This is a genomic window from Glutamicibacter sp. AOP5-A2-18 (genome assembly GCF_052446055.1).
Lineage (GTDB): Bacteria > Actinomycetota > Actinomycetes > Actinomycetales > Micrococcaceae > Glutamicibacter.
Genome location: NZ_JBQSVW010000001.1, coordinates 461323 through 479879, shown reverse-complemented (window position 1 = coordinate 479879; position 18557 = coordinate 461323). Strand labels below are relative to the sequence as shown.

At 58.1% G+C, this 18557-nt stretch carries 23 protein-coding genes; 10 read left to right on the top strand and 13 right to left on the bottom strand.

Annotated features, from left to right (window positions below; all coding sequences use genetic code 11):
• Positions 1-41: 41 nt before the first annotated feature.
• The 8 genes from ACT3RW_RS02365 to modA form a co-directional block, all read right to left on the bottom strand.
• Entirely contained in the window at positions 42-584 is a 543-nt protein-coding gene (locus ACT3RW_RS02365) for a YaeQ family protein (protein ID WP_131090436.1), read from the bottom strand.
• A 58-nt stretch (positions 585-642) separates the two neighbouring features.
• A complete protein-coding gene (locus tag ACT3RW_RS02360; RefSeq protein ID WP_444612699.1) occupies positions 643-2097 on the bottom strand; it encodes a hypothetical protein in 1455 nt (484 codons plus the stop codon).
• A 94-nt stretch (positions 2098-2191) separates the two neighbouring features.
• The gene (locus ACT3RW_RS02355; protein ID WP_444612698.1) at positions 2192-2464 is read right to left on the bottom strand and encodes a DUF6457 domain-containing protein; all 273 of its coding nucleotides are present in this window, start codon (positions 2462-2464) and stop codon (positions 2192-2194) included.
• 1 nt (position 2465) lies between these two features.
• Positions 2466-3047 carry a molybdenum cofactor guanylyltransferase gene (gene mobA, locus ACT3RW_RS02350; protein WP_444612697.1) on the bottom strand — a complete coding sequence of 194 codons (582 nt, stop codon included), beginning with the start codon at positions 3045-3047 and terminating at the stop codon, positions 2466-2468.
• A complete protein-coding gene (locus tag ACT3RW_RS02345) occupies positions 3044-4297 on the bottom strand; it encodes a molybdopterin molybdotransferase MoeA (protein ID WP_444612696.1) in 1254 nt (417 codons plus the stop codon). Before ACT3RW_RS02345 ends, mobA begins: the two co-directional genes overlap by 4 nt.
• Positions 4294-5034 (bottom strand): ATP-binding cassette domain-containing protein, encoded by a 741-nt coding sequence (locus tag ACT3RW_RS02340; RefSeq protein ID WP_444612695.1) that lies wholly within the window; start codon positions 5032-5034, stop codon positions 4294-4296. The genes ACT3RW_RS02345 and ACT3RW_RS02340 overlap by 4 nt, the downstream gene beginning before the upstream one ends.
• Positions 5031-5837: an ABC transporter permease gene (locus ACT3RW_RS02335; RefSeq protein ID WP_444612694.1), complete on the bottom strand. Its 807-nt coding sequence runs from the start codon at positions 5835-5837 to the stop codon at positions 5031-5033. Before ACT3RW_RS02335 ends, ACT3RW_RS02340 begins: the two co-directional genes overlap by 4 nt.
• A complete protein-coding gene (gene modA, locus ACT3RW_RS02330; RefSeq protein WP_131090443.1) occupies positions 5830-6600 on the bottom strand; it encodes a molybdate ABC transporter substrate-binding protein in 771 nt (256 codons plus the stop codon). Before modA ends, ACT3RW_RS02335 begins: the two co-directional genes overlap by 8 nt.
• A gap of 132 nt (positions 6601-6732) precedes the next feature.
• Here modA and moaA point away from each other — a divergent pair, with 132 nt between their 5' ends.
• The gene (moaA, locus tag ACT3RW_RS02325; RefSeq protein ID WP_444612693.1) at positions 6733-7773 is read left to right on the top strand and encodes a GTP 3',8-cyclase MoaA; all 1041 of its coding nucleotides are present in this window, start codon (positions 6733-6735) and stop codon (positions 7771-7773) included.
• Here moaA and ACT3RW_RS02320 read toward each other — a convergent pair.
• Positions 7770-8315, bottom strand: a complete 546-nt coding sequence (locus ACT3RW_RS02320) for a DinB family protein (RefSeq protein WP_444612692.1) — start codon at positions 8313-8315, stop codon at positions 7770-7772. The two genes, moaA and ACT3RW_RS02320, sit on opposite strands and share 4 nt — an antisense overlap.
• 104 nt (positions 8316-8419) lie before the next feature.
• Here ACT3RW_RS02320 and ACT3RW_RS02315 point away from each other — a divergent pair, with 104 nt between their 5' ends.
• Together ACT3RW_RS02315 and ACT3RW_RS02310 are read left to right on the top strand one after the other, a co-directional pair.
• Positions 8420-9364, top strand: a complete 945-nt coding sequence (locus tag ACT3RW_RS02315) for a helix-turn-helix transcriptional regulator (RefSeq protein WP_444612691.1) — start codon at positions 8420-8422, stop codon at positions 9362-9364.
• Positions 9365-9590: 226 nt separating this feature from the next.
• Entirely contained in the window at positions 9591-10784 is a 1194-nt protein-coding gene (locus tag ACT3RW_RS02310; RefSeq protein ID WP_444612690.1) for a M20 metallopeptidase family protein, read from the top strand.
• Between the two features lie 16 nt (positions 10785-10800).
• Here the strand turns inward: ACT3RW_RS02310 and ACT3RW_RS02305 are convergent, their stop codons facing one another.
• The gene (locus ACT3RW_RS02305) at positions 10801-11508 is read right to left on the bottom strand and encodes a GNAT family N-acetyltransferase (protein WP_444612689.1); all 708 of its coding nucleotides are present in this window, start codon (positions 11506-11508) and stop codon (positions 10801-10803) included.
• Positions 11509-11799: 291 nt separating this feature from the next.
• Between ACT3RW_RS02305 and ACT3RW_RS02300 the strand changes: the two genes are divergently transcribed.
• The gene (locus ACT3RW_RS02300; protein ID WP_444612688.1) at positions 11800-12348 is read left to right on the top strand and encodes an HNH endonuclease; all 549 of its coding nucleotides are present in this window, start codon (positions 11800-11802) and stop codon (positions 12346-12348) included.
• 253 nt (positions 12349-12601) lie between these two features.
• On the opposite strand, the gene ACT3RW_RS02295 is transcribed toward ACT3RW_RS02300, so the two are convergent.
• Positions 12602-13009 carry a molybdenum cofactor biosynthesis protein MoaE gene (locus tag ACT3RW_RS02295; protein WP_022875540.1) on the bottom strand — a complete coding sequence of 136 codons (408 nt, stop codon included), beginning with the start codon at positions 13007-13009 and terminating at the stop codon, positions 12602-12604.
• Positions 13006-14187: a ThiF family adenylyltransferase gene (locus ACT3RW_RS02290; RefSeq protein WP_444612687.1), complete on the bottom strand. Its 1182-nt coding sequence runs from the start codon at positions 14185-14187 to the stop codon at positions 13006-13008. The genes ACT3RW_RS02295 and ACT3RW_RS02290 overlap by 4 nt, the downstream gene beginning before the upstream one ends.
• Before the next feature lie 37 nt (positions 14188-14224).
• Between ACT3RW_RS02290 and ACT3RW_RS02285 the strand changes: the two genes are divergently transcribed.
• Genes ACT3RW_RS02285 through ACT3RW_RS02265 form a run of 5 tightly spaced genes read left to right on the top strand, consistent with a single transcriptional unit; the run spans position 14225 to position 16906 of the window.
• Positions 14225-14476, top strand: coding sequence for a MoaD/ThiS family protein (locus ACT3RW_RS02285; protein ID WP_131090449.1), 252 nt, complete (start codon positions 14225-14227; stop codon positions 14474-14476).
• Between the two features lie 3 nt (positions 14477-14479).
• Positions 14480-15712: a molybdopterin molybdotransferase MoeA gene (locus ACT3RW_RS02280; RefSeq protein WP_444612686.1), complete on the top strand. Its 1233-nt coding sequence runs from the start codon at positions 14480-14482 to the stop codon at positions 15710-15712.
• On the top strand, positions 15705-16181 hold the full coding sequence (gene moaC, locus ACT3RW_RS02275) for a cyclic pyranopterin monophosphate synthase MoaC (RefSeq protein ID WP_131090451.1): 477 nt from the start codon (positions 15705-15707) through the stop codon (positions 16179-16181). The genes ACT3RW_RS02280 and moaC overlap by 8 nt, the downstream gene beginning before the upstream one ends.
• Positions 16171-16662 carry a MogA/MoaB family molybdenum cofactor biosynthesis protein gene (locus ACT3RW_RS02270; RefSeq protein WP_444612685.1) on the top strand — a complete coding sequence of 164 codons (492 nt, stop codon included), beginning with the start codon at positions 16171-16173 and terminating at the stop codon, positions 16660-16662. Before moaC ends, ACT3RW_RS02270 begins: the two co-directional genes overlap by 11 nt.
• 34 nt (positions 16663-16696) lie before the next feature.
• Positions 16697-16906 carry a DUF1653 domain-containing protein gene (locus tag ACT3RW_RS02265; RefSeq protein WP_131090453.1) on the top strand — a complete coding sequence of 70 codons (210 nt, stop codon included), beginning with the start codon at positions 16697-16699 and terminating at the stop codon, positions 16904-16906.
• A 1-nt stretch (position 16907) separates the two neighbouring features.
• On the opposite strand, the gene ACT3RW_RS02260 is transcribed toward ACT3RW_RS02265, so the two are convergent.
• Positions 16908-17339 (bottom strand): MarR family winged helix-turn-helix transcriptional regulator, encoded by a 432-nt coding sequence (locus ACT3RW_RS02260; protein ID WP_131090454.1) that lies wholly within the window; start codon positions 17337-17339, stop codon positions 16908-16910.
• Positions 17340-17417: 78 nt separating this feature from the next.
• On the opposite strand from ACT3RW_RS02260, the gene ACT3RW_RS02255 reads away from it, so the two are divergent.
• Positions 17418-18515: an ABC transporter permease gene (locus ACT3RW_RS02255; protein ID WP_131090455.1), complete on the top strand. Its 1098-nt coding sequence runs from the start codon at positions 17418-17420 to the stop codon at positions 18513-18515.
• Positions 18516-18557 lie beyond the last annotated feature (42 nt).

Here is an 18557-nt window from a genome sequence, read left to right as displayed (position 1 = left end):
GCCTCCAATTCAAGAGCAGTTGAATCGGAGATTAATCTTTACTACTCGATGATGTGCTCGCTGATCTGGGTTTCCAGATTTGTTCCGTTCAGTTCGAAATAGATCTGGCCTTCAGTGACCGATACCGACATGGTGTTGCGACGGGTCAGGCAACGTACTGCCTCATCAACAAATTGGGGGTCAAAAGATCGGAACCGAATCTCAGAAGATTGGTGGATCGTCTTGCCTCGCCAAGATGCCAGTAACTTTGCTGGATCTCGGTGAGTGTAAATTGCGGTGCGGTCTGCTCGCTTGCTTCCAAGGTGCAAGCGCTGCGCATCTGGCGCGCCAACCTCGATCCAGGCGGTGATGAGTCCCGTGAGGTCTTTGACAAGAATTGCGGGTTCTTCACCAGTTGAAACGCCACCAGCAGAGAAAGTGATTCCTTCTTCGTACTCCAAGCAATAGGTGAGTACTCGGGTGATCATGTAAGCATCGGTCTCAGAGGGGTGCTGCGCGACGCGCAGTGAAAGATCCTCGTATACCCCGCGATCTACATCAGCAAGTTGAACGTCAAAAGTGTGCATAGTCGCGCCGATAGCCATAGTTGTCGAGTCTACCGTGGGCAGGGCATCACCAATGAACGCCTAGTGCGTGAAGATCTTAGGAGGCATCCGGGAACCGGATGATGAATTGACGACTATCACTCGGAATCGTTTCAACTTTCCGAGTTTCAATCACTTCGGTGAGTTTGCTTTCCAGTCTGGCCAACCCGATCAGTGGAGGTGCAGTAGATTCGTACTCGACTGCTCCTGGTGGACTGATCTTGATCTTGTGTGGAGTTTCCTGAATGACTTTTTCGGTCCATCCGGGAGCTTCCTTGGCTAGATTGCAGTAACCGCACTTCATGCAACCGTTGATGGAGCAGGTTTTTCCACCTTTGCAATGCTGCTCAACGTGATCTGCTTGTCTAGGCTTGTTGTTGCAATAGGGAGTCCGACAGTAAGGATCTCTGAGTTCCAGCAGCTTACGCAGTGAACCCTTGAAGAGGCGTTCCTTGGAGTCCATGGCGACCAAATCTTGACCTTTAGGCAAAACGTAGAGCCGCCGGATGGATGGAAATGCCCTGATCCGCCTGCGTAGCTGATCAAGTTCCGAAGTTGGAGTGTGGTCATCCAACTCGTTATAGCTATCAAAGAGTCGGGCCGCATATTTGGCCGGAACACTGCCGTATCCAGAAACTGACGCCGGATCTTTTCCGTCCATCAGCAAAGCCATATCCGTCATCACAAGATTGACGTGGAGCTTGATGGGCAGAGGCATGTCGGCGGGATGGCCGGCGAGCTTGGATACCAGAATGTCGACCTTCAGCTGCTTGATGGTGCGCGGATCTCCGCCTTTTTTAGCCTTCTGGGCTTCATGCTCAAGGGCATCTTCAATTGCTACACCGACCTCGATGGGCAACTTCACGTTCATGTTGATGCAGTCTTTGCCTTTGAAGAAGGCAACACCACGACGCTTCGCCTTGCGTTCAATTTCTTCATCGCGCTCTTCCCCGCGGATCTGATCCACGGTCTTTTGCGCAATGTCATGGGCCTCATGAGTAGAAGCTGAATCAAACATTGAAGGATTGTCGGCAAAAAACCGGTCAAACTCCTGTCGCTCTGACCGGCTGACGTCTTCTAGCGGGCTCAAGATTGACATGATCAGCTTCTCGCTAAAGTCTCCAAGCTGATACCGGGAAAACAGGTAGGGCATGTCCGAGATCAAAAAGCGCATGCGACGAACGTAAGCCAGGGAGGCATGAGGTGAGCGCTTGCGTGCCAAGGCTATCTGGCTTGCTGTTCCGCGCTGTTTTGCCGTGGCCGGTCTGCCCGGCGATGTCTCGTTGTCTTCATCCATATGGGCTGCAAGACGAGCCTGAACCGAACCGAGGAATGAAATTTGAGATTCAACTTTCTCAAGAGCGATCACCGAAAAAGTTGGGTCATCGTTGCGCAGAGCCATATTGACTAACGACAGCTCTTCTGGCGTGAGACATGGTGTTCTACCGAAGCTGGATCCCTCAGGAATTCCGTCTTCGACATTAGCGCTGAACACTTCTTTGTCTTCGAACATATATTCATTATACGCCGAAAATAACCGGGATTACAGGGTTTTCCACAACAAGAGATCAGAACTTTGAAGCGAAAAATTCGAACACTGTTTCGTATTAGGCGTCATCTTCCGGATGCTCGTCGGACCATTGGTGGGCACGAGAAACCAGTTGCTGGGCAAGGCCGGAAAGATCGCCCTTACTGCTGCCCAAGGCAACACCGAGCAGGAAGGTACTCAACGGAGCCGCCGGGCGGGCAACCTCGTGGGCAACGTGCTTGGCAACATCCAAGACCGTGGCAATGTCAACGTCGGTGGCGTCGAGTCCCAACTCTTTGGTCGCAGCTTCTAACCATTCGTTGAGCGCTTCGGGAGGCAGGTGTACAGCCATGTCATTCCTTTGTGTTGCGGCGGGAGCGTTCCAGCGCCTGCGGGGTATCGATGTCATCGGTGGTTTCATCATCCACCGGTAGTTCAGCCAAATCTAGTGCGCCGAGCGCTTTGCGCACCGGGGCATTAACCAACTGCCCGTCCAGTTTTTCGCAAGCTTCAGCGACGGCGGCGGTGCGATAGTACCCGGCGAGCCACTGCACGTAGCCTTGAGCATCACGAAGCACCAGCCCATCGGCGGCGCACTGATCCACGTGGTCGCTCAGGGCAGAAATGACCGCATCGGGATGCTGCAGGTCGCAGGCCAGGATCATGCACCACCCGCTACTCACCTCAGAGATCCCGGCGGCGATGGCCGCTAAGGGGCCAGCAAAGGGCGGGTCTTCGCGCAACACCAGGTCGGCTAAGGCGCCGGTGACCTGATCGCCGATCACCACCACGCGGCCGACTGTGGCACGACGGGCGGCAAGAATGACCCGATCCACCAAGCGCTGGGAGTGAACAAGCAGTTCGGGCTTATTCGCTCCGCCCAGCCGGGTGCCGCGCCCGCCGGCCAGCACAAGCACGTCAAAGTCGTCCGTCATAGCCCGGTCCGCAGTACATCAACGGTATCGCCCGGGTGGATCTCTTCAACGCCGGCCGGAATCAGCGCGTATCCCTGGGCGGAGCCGAACCCACCGACCGAGTGGGAGATGCGACCGGCCGCAACCGCCGGGGCGCAGCGCAGCTGCTCGCCATGCTCAAAGACGATGGGCAAAACCTGCAAGCGGTTGCCGGCGGCCCTCCACCCAAGTGCGGCGACTGCCTTGAGCCGGGGACGCTGCAATACGCTGTGGCCTTGCATGGCACGCAGGGCAGGGCGGACAAAAAGTTCGAAGCTGACCGCTGCGCTCACCGGGTTGCCGGGCAGCGCGAACATCATCGCGCCTTTAGCCAAACGTCCGGCACACTGCGGCTGGCCTGGGCGTACGCGCACGCGGGTGGCGTACACGCCGGGCTCGTCGGCCAACACCTTGCGCATCACGTCATAGTCGCCGGGGCCGACCCCACCGGTGCTCAGGATCGCGTCGTGGGTGGGCGCCAGCTCATTAAGCTTCGCGCGCACGGTCTGCGGGTCATCAACACAGTGCACGATCGTGGCCGCAGTAATGCCAGACTCGGCGAGCAACCCGGCAATCAGCAGCGAATTGGTTTCCGGGATCTGTCCGCGGGACAGTGTTTGGCCCGGCGGGCGTAGCTCGGCGCCGGTGACCAACACGGCCACCTTGGGCATGGTGCGCACCAACAGTTCGCTCGCCCCTGCGGCGGCCAAGGCCGAAAGTCGGGCTGCGCCGAGCTCATCTCCGGCGCGGGCGATCAGCTCGCCGGTGCTGCGGTCTTCACCTCGTTGACGCACATCTTTGCCTTTAGGCACCGGCACGTTGATCCGCACGCTGGACACGTCCCAGCCGGCCACCGCGGCACTGGTGTCCTCGATGCGCACCACCGCGTCGGCAGCGGTGGGCAAGGGAGCGCCGGTCATGATCTTCACACACTGACCGGGCAACAGCTGCGGGTCCCAGCTGCTGCCGGCGGGAACTTCGCCGATGACTTGTAGGGTGGCCGGGCTGCCTGAAGTAAGAATCGCGGTGTCGGCGCTACGCACCGCAAAGCCATCCATCGCCGAGTTATCCCACAGGGGCAGCGGGTGGCTGGCCAATACGTCGCTGGCCAGAACCGCGCCGTGCAGTACCGGGCCCACCGGCAGGGTTTGTGGTGCCAATGGCTGAACCAGGCTTAACAGCCGGGCGCTGTGTTCGGCCACGCTGATAGCTTCTTCGGGCTGGCGTTTCATCGCTGTTCTCCTGGTGGGTTGGCGGGAAGGGTGGCCACCACCGCGCGCATAAACCGGTTGACCGGGTTGGCAAAAACTTCGGGCACGCTGCCCGAGTCAATGATCTGGCCGCGCTCCATAACCAACAGTTGATCGGCCAGCGCCAAGGTGTCGGCGGCCGAATGCGAGATGACAATGGCGCTGGTATTTGTGCGCGTGAGCTCTTCGCGCACCAGTGCGCGCATATCCATGGCGGCCTCAACATCCAGTGAGGCAAAGGGCTCGTCGATCAGTAACAGCTTGGGCCGGGCGGCCAACGCTCGGGCCAGGGCGATGCGTTGGCGTTGCCCGCCAGACAGCGCCGCCGGGCGTGCAGCAGCCAGTTCTTCTAGTCCCAGCCGGGCCAGCCATTCGTGGGCGCTAGCCAGCGCCGCAGTTTTACCCAACCCCGAGGCGTGGGCCCCAAAGGCAATATTTTTGACCGCGTCCAGATGCGGGAACAGGTGCGGGGCTTGACCCAGCAGCCCCACCCCGCGCAGGTGCGGGGCTAGGTGCCGGCGCACATCGGCCAAAATGGTGCCATCAAGTTCGATCCGCCCGCCCGCAATTTTCTCGGTTCCGGCGATGGCGTTCACGATGGTGGACTTGCCAGCCCCGCTGGGCCCCATGATCGCCAGCGTACTGCCCGAACGCACCTGGAATTTTGCCTGAACGTCAAAGCCGGCGCGTGGCACCTGCAGATCAACAAGCAGTCTCATTTGATGGCCCCCGGACGCCAAGCGCGAACACACAACAGCACCAGCACCGCGGTTCCCAGCAACAACAGGGACAGCGCCACGGCGGTATCCCGTCCGGCGCCGGCCCCATTAAACGCGGTGTAGATCGCCAGCGGCATGGTCTGGGTGACCCCGGGAGCATTGCCGGCAAACAGCGCGGTAGCCCCAAATTCGCCGATGGCCCGCGCGAAGCACAAGATCACCCCGGCCACCAGCCCGGGGGCGGCCAACGGCAGGGTGATACGGGTGAGCACCATCCAGCGCCCGGCGCCCAGAGTTGCAGCGGCCTGTTCGTACCCGGTGCCCACCGAGCGCAGCGACCCCTCCACCGAGAGCACCAGGAAGGGCAGCGCCACAAAGCTTTGCGCGATCACCACGGCAGCGGTGGAAAAGGGCAGGGTGATCCCCCAGAGTGAATCGATCAGTTGCCCGATCGGGCTGGTGCGACCAAAAAGGAAAAGCAGCGCCACCCCACCGACCATCGGTGGCAGCACCAAGGGTACGGCGATTAGTGCACGTAGTAGTTGCGCGATCTTCGGGCTGCTGCGGGCGATCACCAGGGCCAGCGGCACCCCGAGCACAACGCACAACGCGGTGGCCGCCACCCCGGTGCGCACCGAAAGCCAGAGGGCCGACAGGGCTTGTTCGCTGGTGGCATCGGCAAGCAGGGTGGACCAGCTGGCCCGACCCAGCAAGGCCAACAGCGGCAAGATCAGTAGGGCTACCCCCAGCACCGCCGGGGCGAGGGTGAAAGCCGGGACGCGCAGCCCAGTGTCGCTAGCCATTGCCCTGCGCAGCCCCACTACCAAATCCGTAGTCGGTCAGGATCTGCTGGCCGCGCTCGCCGGTGACAAAGTCGAGGAACTCTTGGGCGGCCGGATTATCGTCCAGGGTGGCGATCGGGTAACTGTTGACCACTTCATCGGCCCGTTCGGGCACGATAGCGGCCAGATCGGGTTCATCCTCCACGTCGGTGGCGTACACCAGCCCTGCGTCAGCTTCGCCGGCAGCTACCTTCTGCACCACCGCGGTGACATTTTGTTCTTCGCTGACCGGCTTAACCTTCACCCCGGCCTTTGTCAGCAACTGCTGTGAGGCGTTACCGCACGGCACCTGCGAGGCGCACAGTACGGTGCTGGCTCCGGCCAAATCGGACAGCGACTTGATGTTGGCGGGGTTATCTTTTGGCACCGCGATCACCAGGGTATTGCTGGCAAAAATCACTGGTTCGTGGCCAAATCCTGCTTCGGTTACCTCGTCCATATTACGTTCGTCAGCCGAAGCAAACACGTCTACGTCCGCACCTTCAACAATTTGTGTGGCCAAAGTTGAGGAGCCGTCATAGTTGATGCCGTTGATCTTTACTTCGGGATGTTCGCTGCGAAATTCTTCGGCGATTTCATCGAAGGCACCGTGCAGTGATGCTGCTGCAGAGATGGTGATGCTTTGCTGATCAGCTGGTTTATCACTGCTGCAACCGGAGAGGACCAGGGCGGCAGCGGTGCCTGCCAGCACACATCGGGCAGCCAGCGGCCAGGTTACACGCATGAATTCTCCAGTACTTAAGCTTTGTGCCCATGCTACAACCGCGGTCCGTTCAAATACGTTATTTTACGTGTTGATTTGCTGTTTTACCCGCCGATCTTCCACCGTTAGTCCGCGGCAGTTACGCTGGTAGTTATGACAGTTTTACCGGCAGGGGATATCACCGACGCCCGTGGGCGGCCCCTGCATGATTTGCGGATCTCGGTGACCGACCGCTGCAATTTCCGTTGTGTGTACTGCATGCCCAAGGAAATTTTCGGTCGCGACTTCGCCTTCCGCGAGCGGTCGGAATTACTCAGCTTTGAAGAGATTGAACGCTTGGCACGCGTGAGCGTAACCCTTGGCGTCACCAAGCTTCGGCTGACCGGTGGCGAACCCTTGTTGCGCCGTGGCATCACCGAGCTGGTCTCGATGCTCGCAAAGTTACGCACCCCTGAAGGTGCACCAGTGGATTTGGCGATGACCACTAATGGTTCGGCGCTGCCCAAGATGGCGCAGTCGCTGAAAGATGCCGGACTGAACCGTGTGACCATCTCGCTGGATTCACTTGATGATGCCAAATTTAAAGCCATCAACGACGTGAACTTCCCTGTCGCCCGTGTGCTGGAAGCAATCGAGGTGGCCCGCCAGGTTGGTTTAGGTCCGGTGAAAATTAATACGGTCGTCAAACGCGGGGTCAACGACGATGAAATCCTGACCCTAGCTGAGCATTTCCGTGGCACCGGGGCCATCCTGCGCTTCATTGAGTATATGGATGTGGGCACCACCAACGGCTGGAAGGTTGATGAGGTTCTTCCCTCAGCTGAGGTGGTCTCAATGATCAACGAGCGCTGGGCGCTGGAACCGGTGACCAAAACCGAACCGGGAGAAACCGCCAACCGCTGGCGCTACGCCGATGGTGCCGGTGAAATAGGCGTGATCTCCAGTGTGACCAATGCGTTCTGTGGCAACTGCTCACGCTCACGAGTTTCCGCCGAGGGACAGCTCTACACCTGCTTATTTGCTGGTTCCGGCTATGACCTGCGCAAGCTGATGAGGGAAGGGATCAGCGACGAGGACTTGGCTAAAGCACTGACCGGCCACTGGCGTAAGCGCGATGATAATTATTCTGAGTTGCGTGCTGCGCTGACCCCGGGAAACCGCAAGCGCATCGAGATGTCCTACATAGGGGGCTAGCCCATCGATTTCTGCCCGTCCAGCGATTCACGAATGATGTCCGCATGTCCCGAATGCTGGGTAGTTTCGGCGATGATGTGCAACAGCGTTCGGCGAACCGACCACTGGGAGTCAACAAACCACGGAGCGGCAGGCAACTCCTGCACGGTGTCTAGATCTATCTGGGCAAGCAGCGCGTCGGTCCGAGAAGCAATCTGCGCATAGTTCTCCAGAAGCGCTTCCAAGGTTTCGCCGGGTTGCATACGGAATTCGTTGAGGAACATTTCAAGCGCTTCGGGAGGCATATCGCTGAAGTCTGCGCCATCCCAAGCCATCGCAGCCCGGCCTTTGACCATGAATTCTTGCCACTGCCCTTCCACGGCACTGACATGTTTGATCAAACCACCAAGGGTCAATTCACTGACGGTAGTGCGCTGTGCAGCCTGCTCGTCGCTCAAACCCTGCACAGTGAAACGCAGGAAATGCCGTGCGTTAGCCAGTGCCTGGAATAGGTCGGCGCGTTCGCCATTCAGGGTGGTGTTGGTAATGGCCATGGTGCTCATGATTGCCTCCTGGCATAAGCTGCAGCCGGTATTTCCAGCTGGTAATAACCACAGTAGAAGTGAAAAGTGCCAGTTCCTGTCCTAAATCAAGGCAGACTTATTCCATGAGTACCAGCACCAGATTTTTTCGTTTGCTCTCACTGCTGCAGACCCATCGTTATTGGTCCGGAGACGAGCTAGCCGAACGCCTAGACGTCAGCCTGCGCACCGTTCGCCGAGACATCGACCGACTGCGCGATCTGGGGTATCCGGTGCAGGCCGATCGTGGCGTGGGCGGTGGCTATCAGTTGGCTTCCGGCACCGCCATGCCTCCCCTAGTACTCGATGATGAGGAAGCCGTAGCACTGGTGGTCTCCCTGCAGTCCAGCGTGCACGGCGGATCTTCCACACTGGCCGAGGCGGCCTTGCGGGCGATGGGAAAAATTGTGCCCGTGCTTCCAGCCAGGTTACGCAAGCGCGCGCAGGCACTGACTGCGAGCACCGTGCCACTGAATTCGCAGTACTCCGCACCGGATCCGGTAAATCCTGAAGTACTGGTGGCTTTTGCCCAGGCTTGCCGCGACCATGAACGAATCGCTTTTGATTACAAAGATGCCAAAGGAGCAAAGAGTTCACGCAGGGTAGAGCCGGCCCAACTGGTGAACGTGGGCAACCGCTACTATCTGGTGGCCTTTGATCTGGACCGCGATGATTGGCGCAGTTTCCGCGTAGACCGCGCACAGAACGCTTCACCCAGAGCCTTGCGCTTTGCGCCCCGCGCGGCGCCAGGTGGTGATGCGGCGGGGTTTGTCCGTGCAGGCTTGCGCGGGACTGAACCGCAAGATATCAGCGCACGCATCCATGCCAGTGCCAAAAAGGTCGAGCCACTGATCGGCCGCTGGTTCCAGATCGAAGCAATCGATGCCAACAGCTGCCTGGTACGCACCGAGAATATGAATCTGAATTGGGCCGCATTTGGACTCGCGATGAGCCAGGCCAAAGTCAGCGACATCCAGCCAGCAGAACTGCGCACGCTCCTCGATTCGTGGACGGAGAATCTCAGCTCCTGATTGCGAAAGTTGTGAGATGCAACAAAAACAGCCTTGAGAAGTGCTCGCGAGGCAATCCCGGGGAGTATAGTCGCTGGCGTGCTGATCACATTCAAATCATTCAGATTAAAGCTCTCACTAGAGAATACTTAAAGATTTAACCATCAGCACGGTCATATTTATCATCACGAAGCCCTTCCGATGGCCTTTGCAATCGCGCCGAACACTTCCCATGAAAGGCTGCCTCATGACCCCTGCCGACTTTACCTCTGACGCGCAAACGATCCTTCCTGAACTTGTCGAACTGCGCCGCGCATTGCATGCGGACCCCGAGCTGGGACTGACTCTGCCTCGAACCCAGCAAAAGGTACTCGACGCCCTCGAAGGGCTACCGCTGGAAATCACCACCGGCACACGCACCAGCTCGGTCACCGCCGTGCTTCGAGGAGAGCTGCCCGGTCCGAGCGTTCTGCTTCGTGGCGACATGGACGCGTTGCCGATCGTCGAAGAGGCCAACCTGGACTTTGCATCCACCAATGGCAACATGCACGCCTGCGGCCACGATCTGCATACCGCGGGACTTGTTGGTGCAGCCAAATTATTGTCGGCCCGGAAAAGTGAACTTCATGGCTCAGTCATCTTCATGTTCCAGCCAGGGGAAGAAGGCCACGGTGGAGCCAAGATCATGCTCGAAGAGGGACTACTCTCGGTAGCCGGAGAACCTCCGGTTGCCGCCTACGCCATCCATGTGGGCCCCGGTCCACGCGGGCTCTTCGCCACTCGCGGCGGTCCGGTAGCTGCCGGCTCAAACCAGCTGAGCGTGACATTGCGTGGACGCGGCGGACATGGCTCACAACCACATCAGACCCTGGATCCAGTTCCCGCTGCAGCAGAGCTTGTCCTGGCCTTGCAGAGTTTTGTCACTCGACGGTTTAACGCTTTCGACCCGGTGGTCCTCTCGATTACCCGCATGAACACCGGCGACGGCGCAATCAATGTCATCCCGGAAAGTGTCGAGTTGGCGGCCACCATCCGCACCATGTCCCACGAATCCCTTGCAGTCTTAGAAGAAGGGTTGCCACGAGTCATCCAAGGCGTGGCAGCAGCCCATGAGCTCACCGCGGATGTGAGCTTTGAAACGTTGTACCCGGTGACTGTGAACGACCCGGCTGAGACCGACGCTGCGCTGGAAACGATGCGCGAAATCTACGGCGAACAGCGCGTAGCGGTGATGCCTTCACCAATGATGGGTTCTGAGGATTTCGCTTTTGTGCTCGATGAAGTTCCAGGCACGTTTATCGGACTGCTCACCTCACCGCCTGAAATGACGGCCGAGGAAACTGAGTGGAATCACTCACCGCTCGTCATTTTTGATGACCAGGTACTCGGAGATCAGGCCGCAGCACTGGCAGCTATTGCCTCTAAGCGCACCGCCAGCTAACCATGTGCGCTGCGCGCTAGCTCTTGAGAATTACAGTGGTTTGGGTCCCTGCATACTCAAATCCGGCGCGCATAGCTGTTCGGATGGACGCTGCGTTGTCGACGTGCACACGCCACTGAGGAATCAGGCCAGCGTCGAGTGCATGCTGTTGAGCGATGGCAACTGTCTGAGAACCGAGTCCACTTTGCTGATTGGCAGGTGCGACGAGCGCGCCGAGGTGGGCCAGTTTTTCTTCCCACACGTCGTAGCCAGCACCTGCCATAGGCGCCGACTCATTCTCAGATTCGCTAAGCATGATGAAGGTATTTTCCATCTCGCTCAAGCCGATTTCTGCGATGTCTTTGGATGGGCAGGCTTTTTCGAGATCAATGGCGTGCTCTCGCAGACGGCTCACCTTTGCATTGGGGGTAGGCAATATTGGGGCCGTATCGCTGTAGTACAACTTCGCTTCCCCTAGAGGTTTTCCTCCATAGGGAGCACTGAGTTCTAGAAGTTTCGCGTGATTGACCAGATCTGAATCGGGTAAATTTCGTCCGGCTTCAATCGCCCATGAAGGGCCAACCAAGATCCCTGTGCCGAACAACGAAACGAACATGAGTACGGCGCTATCGTTCTTTTCGCGATAAACGCGATTCTCGCCCCGCTCCAGTGCTTCGGCCGAAATGCCGAGTATCGATGCCCAAGAGTCTCGAATAGTCGCGATGGTTTCGGGGTGCAAGGTCATGCTGAAAGATTAGCGGATTTCATTCAAGAAGGATTCGGCGCACCCCGCAGCATCGAATGCAGTCTGAATACCTTCGACCTAATATGCGGTCGCTACGACTGAAGCATAGAAAGCTGGTTTCGACGTCGCACTCAGATTCTTGCAGTCCGGGCGATAGTCTCGCGTTTTTGTTTTGCACTTGAAGGTATCCGATACGTCAGACACCAGCCATATCGCGGAGACGTGGGCAATCGGTCATGACCACAAACGTATACTTCAATAAAGCGATCAAGACAGTGAAGAGGCCCCTAATTGGTTAGTAGAGTTCCTACCGCGAGAATTCATTTCGATAAGGGTTTCTGGGGAAACTCAGGCAAGCTCATTCTCGGCTTAGGGAAAAAGGACTATCTGCTTCGGAAGATCAAAAAATCCGAGTTTGAGCATCTTATGGCGCGTCAGCTGGAACAGCCGAAACTGCTCGCGCGCGTCAAAGGAAGGGTCTACTGGCTGTTCCGTAACCAGTTCTATTCCGATGCAGACGGACTTAAAGCGAGTGAGATCTATGCTCTTCTCGAAATGGATCGCTTAAAGAAACAACAGAAAGTGGAAAACGCTGTAGCTCTTCAAGATCAACGGCAGCGTCCTGTTGTTAGACGTGGCATTCCAGATGCCGTGAAACTACTTGTTATGCATCGTGACGGCGGGAAATGCTGCCACTGTGGGTCGAACGTCGAGCTCCAATTTGATCACATCATTCCGTTCTCACGCGGGGGCAGTAGCAACGCAGAAAACCTACAATTGTTATGCGGGCCGTGCAACAGATCGAAAGGCGCGAATCTAACTGTAAGAAGGCTGGATTAGCCGGCCAGCGGCTAGTCGCATCGCGCTGATTCCAGCTCCCAAAGAATTCAAATCGACTTTCCACTTGTAGCGCGATATTTAGGCCGACTTAAGATTGACACAGTGCTTATCTTTCAACAGCGGTTCAGCAGGCACACGTTTTTCCTGAAGTATCGCTCTCCAAAAATACGGATGTGACACTCTGGCGACTGATGCTGTGGCAGTGTGTAACTGAATTGGAAATCGTGAAGTTCCGCCGCCTTCAACCTCAGCTCTACAGCCCAACCCATTCTGAACTGCCGGAAGTGAAGTGCTGCTTCTTCCAGATTGGGACCTCGGCCTTGATGCGTTCCACGAGGTTCTCAATCGCATCAAATGCTTCCTTGCGGTGCGCGGCGGCCGAGGCAGCGACCAAAGCGGCATCACCGATCTTCAGCGGACCCACACGGTGCACTGCCGAGAGTTTCAGACCGGTGCGCTCTTCTTCCTCGGCGATAATCTTCTCCAGGAAGTCCTGTGCCTGCGGATGATGCGAGTAGTCCAATGAATTCACTGATTGACCACCGTCGTGGTTGCGAATGATTCCGTGGAAGAGCACTACCGCGCCGGCGGTATCGGATTGCACTGCGTCTCGGACCGCGGCCTCGTCGATGGGTTCTTCGGTGATCAGCGCGTAGCTCATGAGCGGGCTCCTTCGGTAGGTGCGGGTTCGGCCAGTAGCTGCGGGGCCACCTCAGCCAGTGCGGGAAGCCCGCCTTCAAGGTAATTGGTGGTGATGCCTCGACCGGCAAGCAAGGAAGCCGCGCGTTGTGAACGCGGACCACGAGCGCAGTAGACCGTTACCTGCTCTGGGATCTTATCTAGAGCTGCGCCGGATTCAATGGCTGCTTCCAATTCAGGCAGTGACAGGTGCAAGGAACCAGCGATGTGCTGATGTGCGCGTTCGTCATCATTGCGTACATCCAACAAGACCGGAGCCCGAGAACCAGCCAGCGCCTCGGCGAGCGCCGTCGCATCGATGCTTTGGGCCTCGGGCAGTGAACCGGAGCAGAAGAGCACGTAGTCGATCAGCTCGGTGACCTTGACACCTTCCGGGTCCCGGGAGAATTCGAGGGTTCGGGTGTTGGCGGCCAGCGCATCATAGATCAGCACCTTGCCCACCAGCGGGGTGCCGATTCCGGCGATCAACTTCATCGCTTCGGTGGCCAACAGCGAGCCGACGGTTCCGCACAATCCGGGCAGCACTCCCCCGGCGGCGCAGTCGGGCACGGTGCCCGGGGCCGGTGGCACCGGGAAGAGGTCACGGTAGCCGGGCCCGTGTTCATGCCAGGCCACAGACACTTGTCCGTGGTGTTGCAGGATGGAACCCCAGATCAGCGGAATGCCCGTGAGCTGGGCTGCGTCATTGGATAGGTACCGGGTCGGGAAGTTGTCACTTCCGTCGATAACCAAGTCATAATTCGCAAAGATCTCCAGCGCATTGGATGAATCCAAGCGCAGATTATGCTCGATGATTTCCACATTTGGGTCCAGCGCTGTGGCAGCTTGGGCCAGGGAAGCGGTCTTGGCCAGGCCGATATTCGCGGTGGTGTGGGTGACCTGGCGGTGCAGGTTGGATAGCTCCACCACGTCATCATCAACGATGCCGATGGTGCCTACGCCTGCTCCGACTAGATAGGGGACGCTGGCGCTGCCCAGTCCTCCGGCCCCGATGACCAGTACACGGGCAGCAGCTAGTCTGCGCTGCGCGGTGTCATCAAATCCGGGCAGGCTCAGTTGGCGCGCGGCTCGTGCAGCCTGATCGGCGCTGAGTGCTGGCCCGGGGGTCACAAGCGCGGGAAAGTCGCGTTCACTTTTCATCGTGCTCCTTATCGCTGTGGCGCGATAGCATGAAGTCATGTCGAAGATTACGATACGCTACTTCGCTGCCGCGGCGGCAGCAGCGGGCTGCGAGCAGGAGAGCTGGGAACGCCCCGAAACGCTCGCGACGCTACGTAGTGAACTGATCAATTCCTACGGGACAGAAATGGCACAGGTATTGCGTGCCGGAAGTTTCCTGATCAACGGCGTGGTGCGCCGCGATGCCGGCGAGCTTGGTTCAGCCGAAAATCTTACGGTGGACGTACTGCCGCCATTTGCTGGCGGATAACCGATGACCTGCACCCTGGAAAACCATCAAGCCGAACTTGTTGCGCTGCTATCCCCGGTCTTTGCTTCCTTAGACAGCGAAGTGCTGCCCACTGATAGCCCCGAGGCTGCTGATCGGATCCTTAGCGAGGATCTGTACGCCCAGTTACCTATCCCTGCATTCACCAATTCGCAGATGGATGGATACGCTGCACGTAGCGCCGACTTGGCCACTGCCACAGCCGCCTCCCCGGTGACGTTGCCGCTCGGATTCACCGCTGCCGCTGGCGATCAGCAAATCACTTTGGCCGAAGGTACCGTCAGCCCGGTGATGACCGGTGCGATGATCCCGCTCGGCGCCGATACCGTGATCCCGGTAGAAGAGAGCGTCACAGGAACATTCCCTGAGTTGGTTCGAGCGAATCAAGGGACCCCGAGCGGGCAGGCCACTTTCACCGCACCCAGTGAACCGGGGCGCTTCATCCGCCCTGTCGGTGTTGATCTGGAAGCCGGCGCGTTGGTAGCCAAAGCCGGAACCCGGCTGACCCCCACCATGATTGCCGCGCTGGTTTCCAGTGGACTGCGGGAAGTTTGTGTACGCCGTGACCTAAAGGTGGCGGTGTGCACCACGGGGGACGAACTCAGCGATGATCAGCGCTCCGAAGGTCAGATCCCGGACTCCAACTCCCCCATGCTCGTTGCTTGGTTGCGCCGCTATCAGGTGCAGGTCCGCACACTGCAACTACCTGATGATCCTCAAGGCTTTGCACTGGCTATTGATGCGCTGCAAGAACAGGTAGATCTAATTCTGACGGTGGGCGGCATCAGTGCCGGAGCCTATGAGGTGGTCCGCCAAGCTCTTTCGCCATTGGGTGGTTCCTTCCACCATGTGGCCATCCAGCCTGGTGGCCCGCAAGGTTTCGCCCAACTGCCTCAGGCAGCGGTGCTGTGCTTCCCCGGTAACCCGGTTAGTGCGCTGTTATCGGCTGAATTGTTCTTGGCTCCGTTGTTGCGCACGTTCAACGTTTTGCCCGAGCCGGTATCGCAGCATTACCCACTGGCCGCCAATGTCAGCTCACCCGAGCATAAACATCAGGTACGCCGGGCGGTGATCCGCGAGGGCCAAGTGGAAATCCTGGATCCGGGCTCGCATCTGGTCCACGACCTGGCCCGCGCCGATGCGCTAGTACATATCCCGGTGGGTGTCAGCCAACTGACTGCTGGGCAGCAAATTGAAACTTGGAGCATGAATGTCTGAAAAACTTACTCACCTGCGTGAAGACGGCAGCGCCCACATGGTTGATGTCAGCGACAAGGCTGTCACCAAGCGTGTTGCTACCGCAGAGGCCATCTTTGTCACCCGCGAAGACGTGGTTCCGATGCTGATGACCGGCAATCTTCCTAAGGGTGAGGCCTTAGGCACTGCTCGGGTTGCGGGCATCATGGCGGCCAAGCGCACCTGGGAACTGATTCCGCTGTGCCACCCGTTGCCGATTTCCAAGGTGTCCATTGACTTCGAGGCCCAGGATGCCGCGGTGCGTGTTATCGCGCAGGTAACCACCAAGGGCGTCACCGGGGTGGAGATGGAAGCGTTGACGGCGGCCAGCGTAGCCGCATTGACCCTATACGACATGGTCAAGGCCGTAGATAAGCACGCCGAGGTTCGCTCCGTGAAGGTCTTGGCAAAGTCCGGTGGCAAAAGTGGCGACTGGGTTCGTGAAGACTAACCGTCAGGCCGCGGTGGTGGTTGCCTCGACCAGCGCTGCTGCGGGAACTGCTGTGGATAAAACCGGCCCGCTGATCCGCCGGTGGCTGCGTGAGCGCGAGTTCCAAGTGGTAGACCCCTTGGTCGTAGCCGATGGGCAACCGGTGCACGATGCCGTTCAAGAACAGCTCGCCGCCGGTACCTCGGTAGTGATCGTAACCGGTGGCACCGGGGTCTCCCCCGATGATCGGTCCCCCGAGATGGTCGAACCACTTTTGGATGTGCGACTTCCGGGGATTATTGAGGCCATCCGACGTCGTGGTGAGGCTTCAACTCCGCTGTCGATTATCACTCGTGGGGTGGCCGGCTTTGCCGGCAAGACTTTTGTGATCACCCTGCCCGGTTCCACCGGCGGGGTCAAAGACGGATTGGCCGTGCTGGATACCGTCCTGGAACATTTGCTCACTCAGCGCAGTGGCGGCACCGGCCACGGACCGCGCTAAAAACACTACTTACTTTGATCAGAAAGACTGAAATATGAGCGTCGAAGCTGGAATCTACCAACACTTTAAAGGACAACGCTACGAGGTGCTGGCCGTGGGCAAACACAGCGAAACCGAGGAACCACTGGTCTTCTACCGCAAGCTCTACGATGACTACAGCTTCTGGGCCCGTCCGCTGGAAATGTTCGAAGAGACCGTGGACCGCGACGGCTACAGTGGGCCACGGTTTGTGAAGGTTGCTTAGACTACTGTGAATCTGCCTCGTTGTAGCGCTCAAGCGCTGCGGCGAAGTCGCTAATTTGTTCCGCGCTCCAGCCTTCCAACCGCTCAATGACCGCGGCTCGATGTACGGCAGCCGAAGCATCTAGTCGTTCTTGACCTAATTTGGTGAGCTCCAGAATGCGGCCTCGTCCGGCTTCTGAATCGTCGTAAGCCGCGTAGCCCAAATCGAGCAGCGTACCGACTTGGCGCGAGACCGTTGAACGATTCAGTGAGAACGCTTCGGCGATATCGGTGGCCCGAGACCCCGGCGTATCGGCGATGAACCGTAACAACGAATGCTCCACCGTGCTCAAGGGCTCAGCAAGTTGCCGTGAGCGTGAGTTTGCTCGTCGAGTGATCATCTGCATGTGATGGTAGACGGACTCGATGTCTGTTTCCCGTTCTTTCCTGCCCATAACCCCGAGTCTAGTACGTGGCGGAGAACTCAAGATTTTATGTTGCACAATGCAACACAAGCGGTATCCTTAAAACATATGACTGCCACCGACACCACCGCCCCCAGTACCCCCGCTGCCAAGCATTCCGACTCCACGCCGCACAAACTTACGCCCCCTAAGCCTGCACCGAAGGGATGGGGAAAGCTGGCGCGAACCATGCTGATTCCGTTCTTCTTGTGCGCCATCATGGGTTTGTTCTACCTCGGAGCTTTCCATCAGCCCACCCCGCACAATGTGCAGGTGGCAGTGGTTGGAGATTCTGCAGCCACCAAGGTTTTTGCGCAGACTTTGCAAGATGAATCGGATGGAGCACTGAATGTGCGCACCGTCCAGGACAACCAGTCCGCACAGCAGTTGGTGGAGAATCGTGAAATCGTAGCCGCTTACGAATCAACCAAGGATTCGGCCACGCTTTACGTTTCGAGCGCCGCTTCAGAAACGTCGGTGAACGTCGCACAAAAAGTCTTCATGAACGTGGCCTATAAGCAGGGGCAGCCATTCCACGTTGCCGATGTGGTTCCTACCGGAGAAAACGACACTAGTGGACAGGGTCTATTCTTCTTACTCGTCGCACTGAGCATTGGTGGTTACGCCAGCGCCGTGCCACTGGCCGGGTTCATGGGCAAGGTCAAACTATCAGTTCGCTTTGCTTTGGCAGCACTAGCAGCAGCAGTTATCTCGACCATCGCCGTGGTTGTTTCCGGTCCGATCTACCACGTCATCAATAATCACTACGCCGCCATTTGGCTAACATCGTGGGTCTACGCCGTCTCGATCATCATGCTCGGCATGGGATTACACCCAATGCTTCGCCACTGGACCACACCGATCTTGACCATGTGCTTTGTGGCCTTGAACTTCACCAGCTCCGGTGGCATCTTCCAGCCAGCCATGCAGCCAGGATTCTTCGGCGCACTGAACACCTTCTGGAATGGCGCCGGGTGGCTACATGCCGTTCAGACCATGGTCTACTTCCCAGGACAAGGAATCGGCATGGATATCCTGCGCTTGATCATTTGGCTAATTCCCGGCGCAGCCTTGATGGTCGCGACTCACATCTGGAGCGCACACAAGACCCGTCTAGCTAACGAGAACGCAAAGATTGAAGAAGTAGAACGGACCGTGGCCGCCTAGTTCGCCTACTAATTCCGAGTCGCCACTAGCCTCACCGAAAGG

Coding starts and splice junctions, on each gene's coding strand:
- ACT3RW_RS02365 (WP_131090436.1), bottom strand. CDS start 584: ATGGCTATCGGCGCGACTATGCACACTTTTGACGTTCAACTTGCTGAT.
- ACT3RW_RS02360 (WP_444612699.1), bottom strand. CDS start 2,097: ATGTTCGAAGACAAAGAAGTGTTCAGCGCTAATGTCGAAGACGGAATT.
- ACT3RW_RS02355 (WP_444612698.1), bottom strand. CDS start 2,464: ATGGCTGTACACCTGCCTCCCGAAGCGCTCAACGAATGGTTAGAAGCT.
- mobA (WP_444612697.1), bottom strand. CDS start 3,047: ATGACGGACGACTTTGACGTGCTTGTGCTGGCCGGCGGGCGCGGCACC.
- ACT3RW_RS02345 (WP_444612696.1), bottom strand. CDS start 4,297: ATGAAACGCCAGCCCGAAGAAGCTATCAGCGTGGCCGAACACAGCGCC.
- ACT3RW_RS02340 (WP_444612695.1), bottom strand. CDS start 5,034: ATGAGACTGCTTGTTGATCTGCAGGTGCCACGCGCCGGCTTTGACGTT.
- ACT3RW_RS02335 (WP_444612694.1), bottom strand. CDS start 5,837: ATGGCTAGCGACACTGGGCTGCGCGTCCCGGCTTTCACCCTCGCCCCG.
- modA (WP_131090443.1), bottom strand. CDS start 6,600: ATGCGTGTAACCTGGCCGCTGGCTGCCCGATGTGTGCTGGCAGGCACC.
- moaA (WP_444612693.1), top strand. CDS start 6,733: ATGACAGTTTTACCGGCAGGGGATATCACCGACGCCCGTGGGCGGCCC.
- ACT3RW_RS02320 (WP_444612692.1), bottom strand. CDS start 8,315: ATGAGCACCATGGCCATTACCAACACCACCCTGAATGGCGAACGCGCC.
- ACT3RW_RS02315 (WP_444612691.1), top strand. CDS start 8,420: ATGAGTACCAGCACCAGATTTTTTCGTTTGCTCTCACTGCTGCAGACC.
- ACT3RW_RS02310 (WP_444612690.1), top strand. CDS start 9,591: ATGACCCCTGCCGACTTTACCTCTGACGCGCAAACGATCCTTCCTGAA.
- ACT3RW_RS02305 (WP_444612689.1), bottom strand. CDS start 11,508: ATGACCTTGCACCCCGAAACCATCGCGACTATTCGAGACTCTTGGGCA.
- ACT3RW_RS02295 (WP_022875540.1), bottom strand. CDS start 13,009: ATGAGCTACGCGCTGATCACCGAAGAACCCATCGACGAGGCCGCGGTC.
- ACT3RW_RS02290 (WP_444612687.1), bottom strand. CDS start 14,187: ATGAAAAGTGAACGCGACTTTCCCGCGCTTGTGACCCCCGGGCCAGCA.
- ACT3RW_RS02285 (WP_131090449.1), top strand. CDS start 14,225: ATGTCGAAGATTACGATACGCTACTTCGCTGCCGCGGCGGCAGCAGCG.
- ACT3RW_RS02280 (WP_444612686.1), top strand. CDS start 14,480: ATGACCTGCACCCTGGAAAACCATCAAGCCGAACTTGTTGCGCTGCTA.
- moaC (WP_131090451.1), top strand. CDS start 15,705: ATGTCTGAAAAACTTACTCACCTGCGTGAAGACGGCAGCGCCCACATG.
- ACT3RW_RS02265 (WP_131090453.1), top strand. CDS start 16,697: ATGAGCGTCGAAGCTGGAATCTACCAACACTTTAAAGGACAACGCTAC.
- ACT3RW_RS02260 (WP_131090454.1), bottom strand. CDS start 17,339: ATGGGCAGGAAAGAACGGGAAACAGACATCGAGTCCGTCTACCATCAC.
- ACT3RW_RS02255 (WP_131090455.1), top strand. CDS start 17,418: ATGACTGCCACCGACACCACCGCCCCCAGTACCCCCGCTGCCAAGCAT.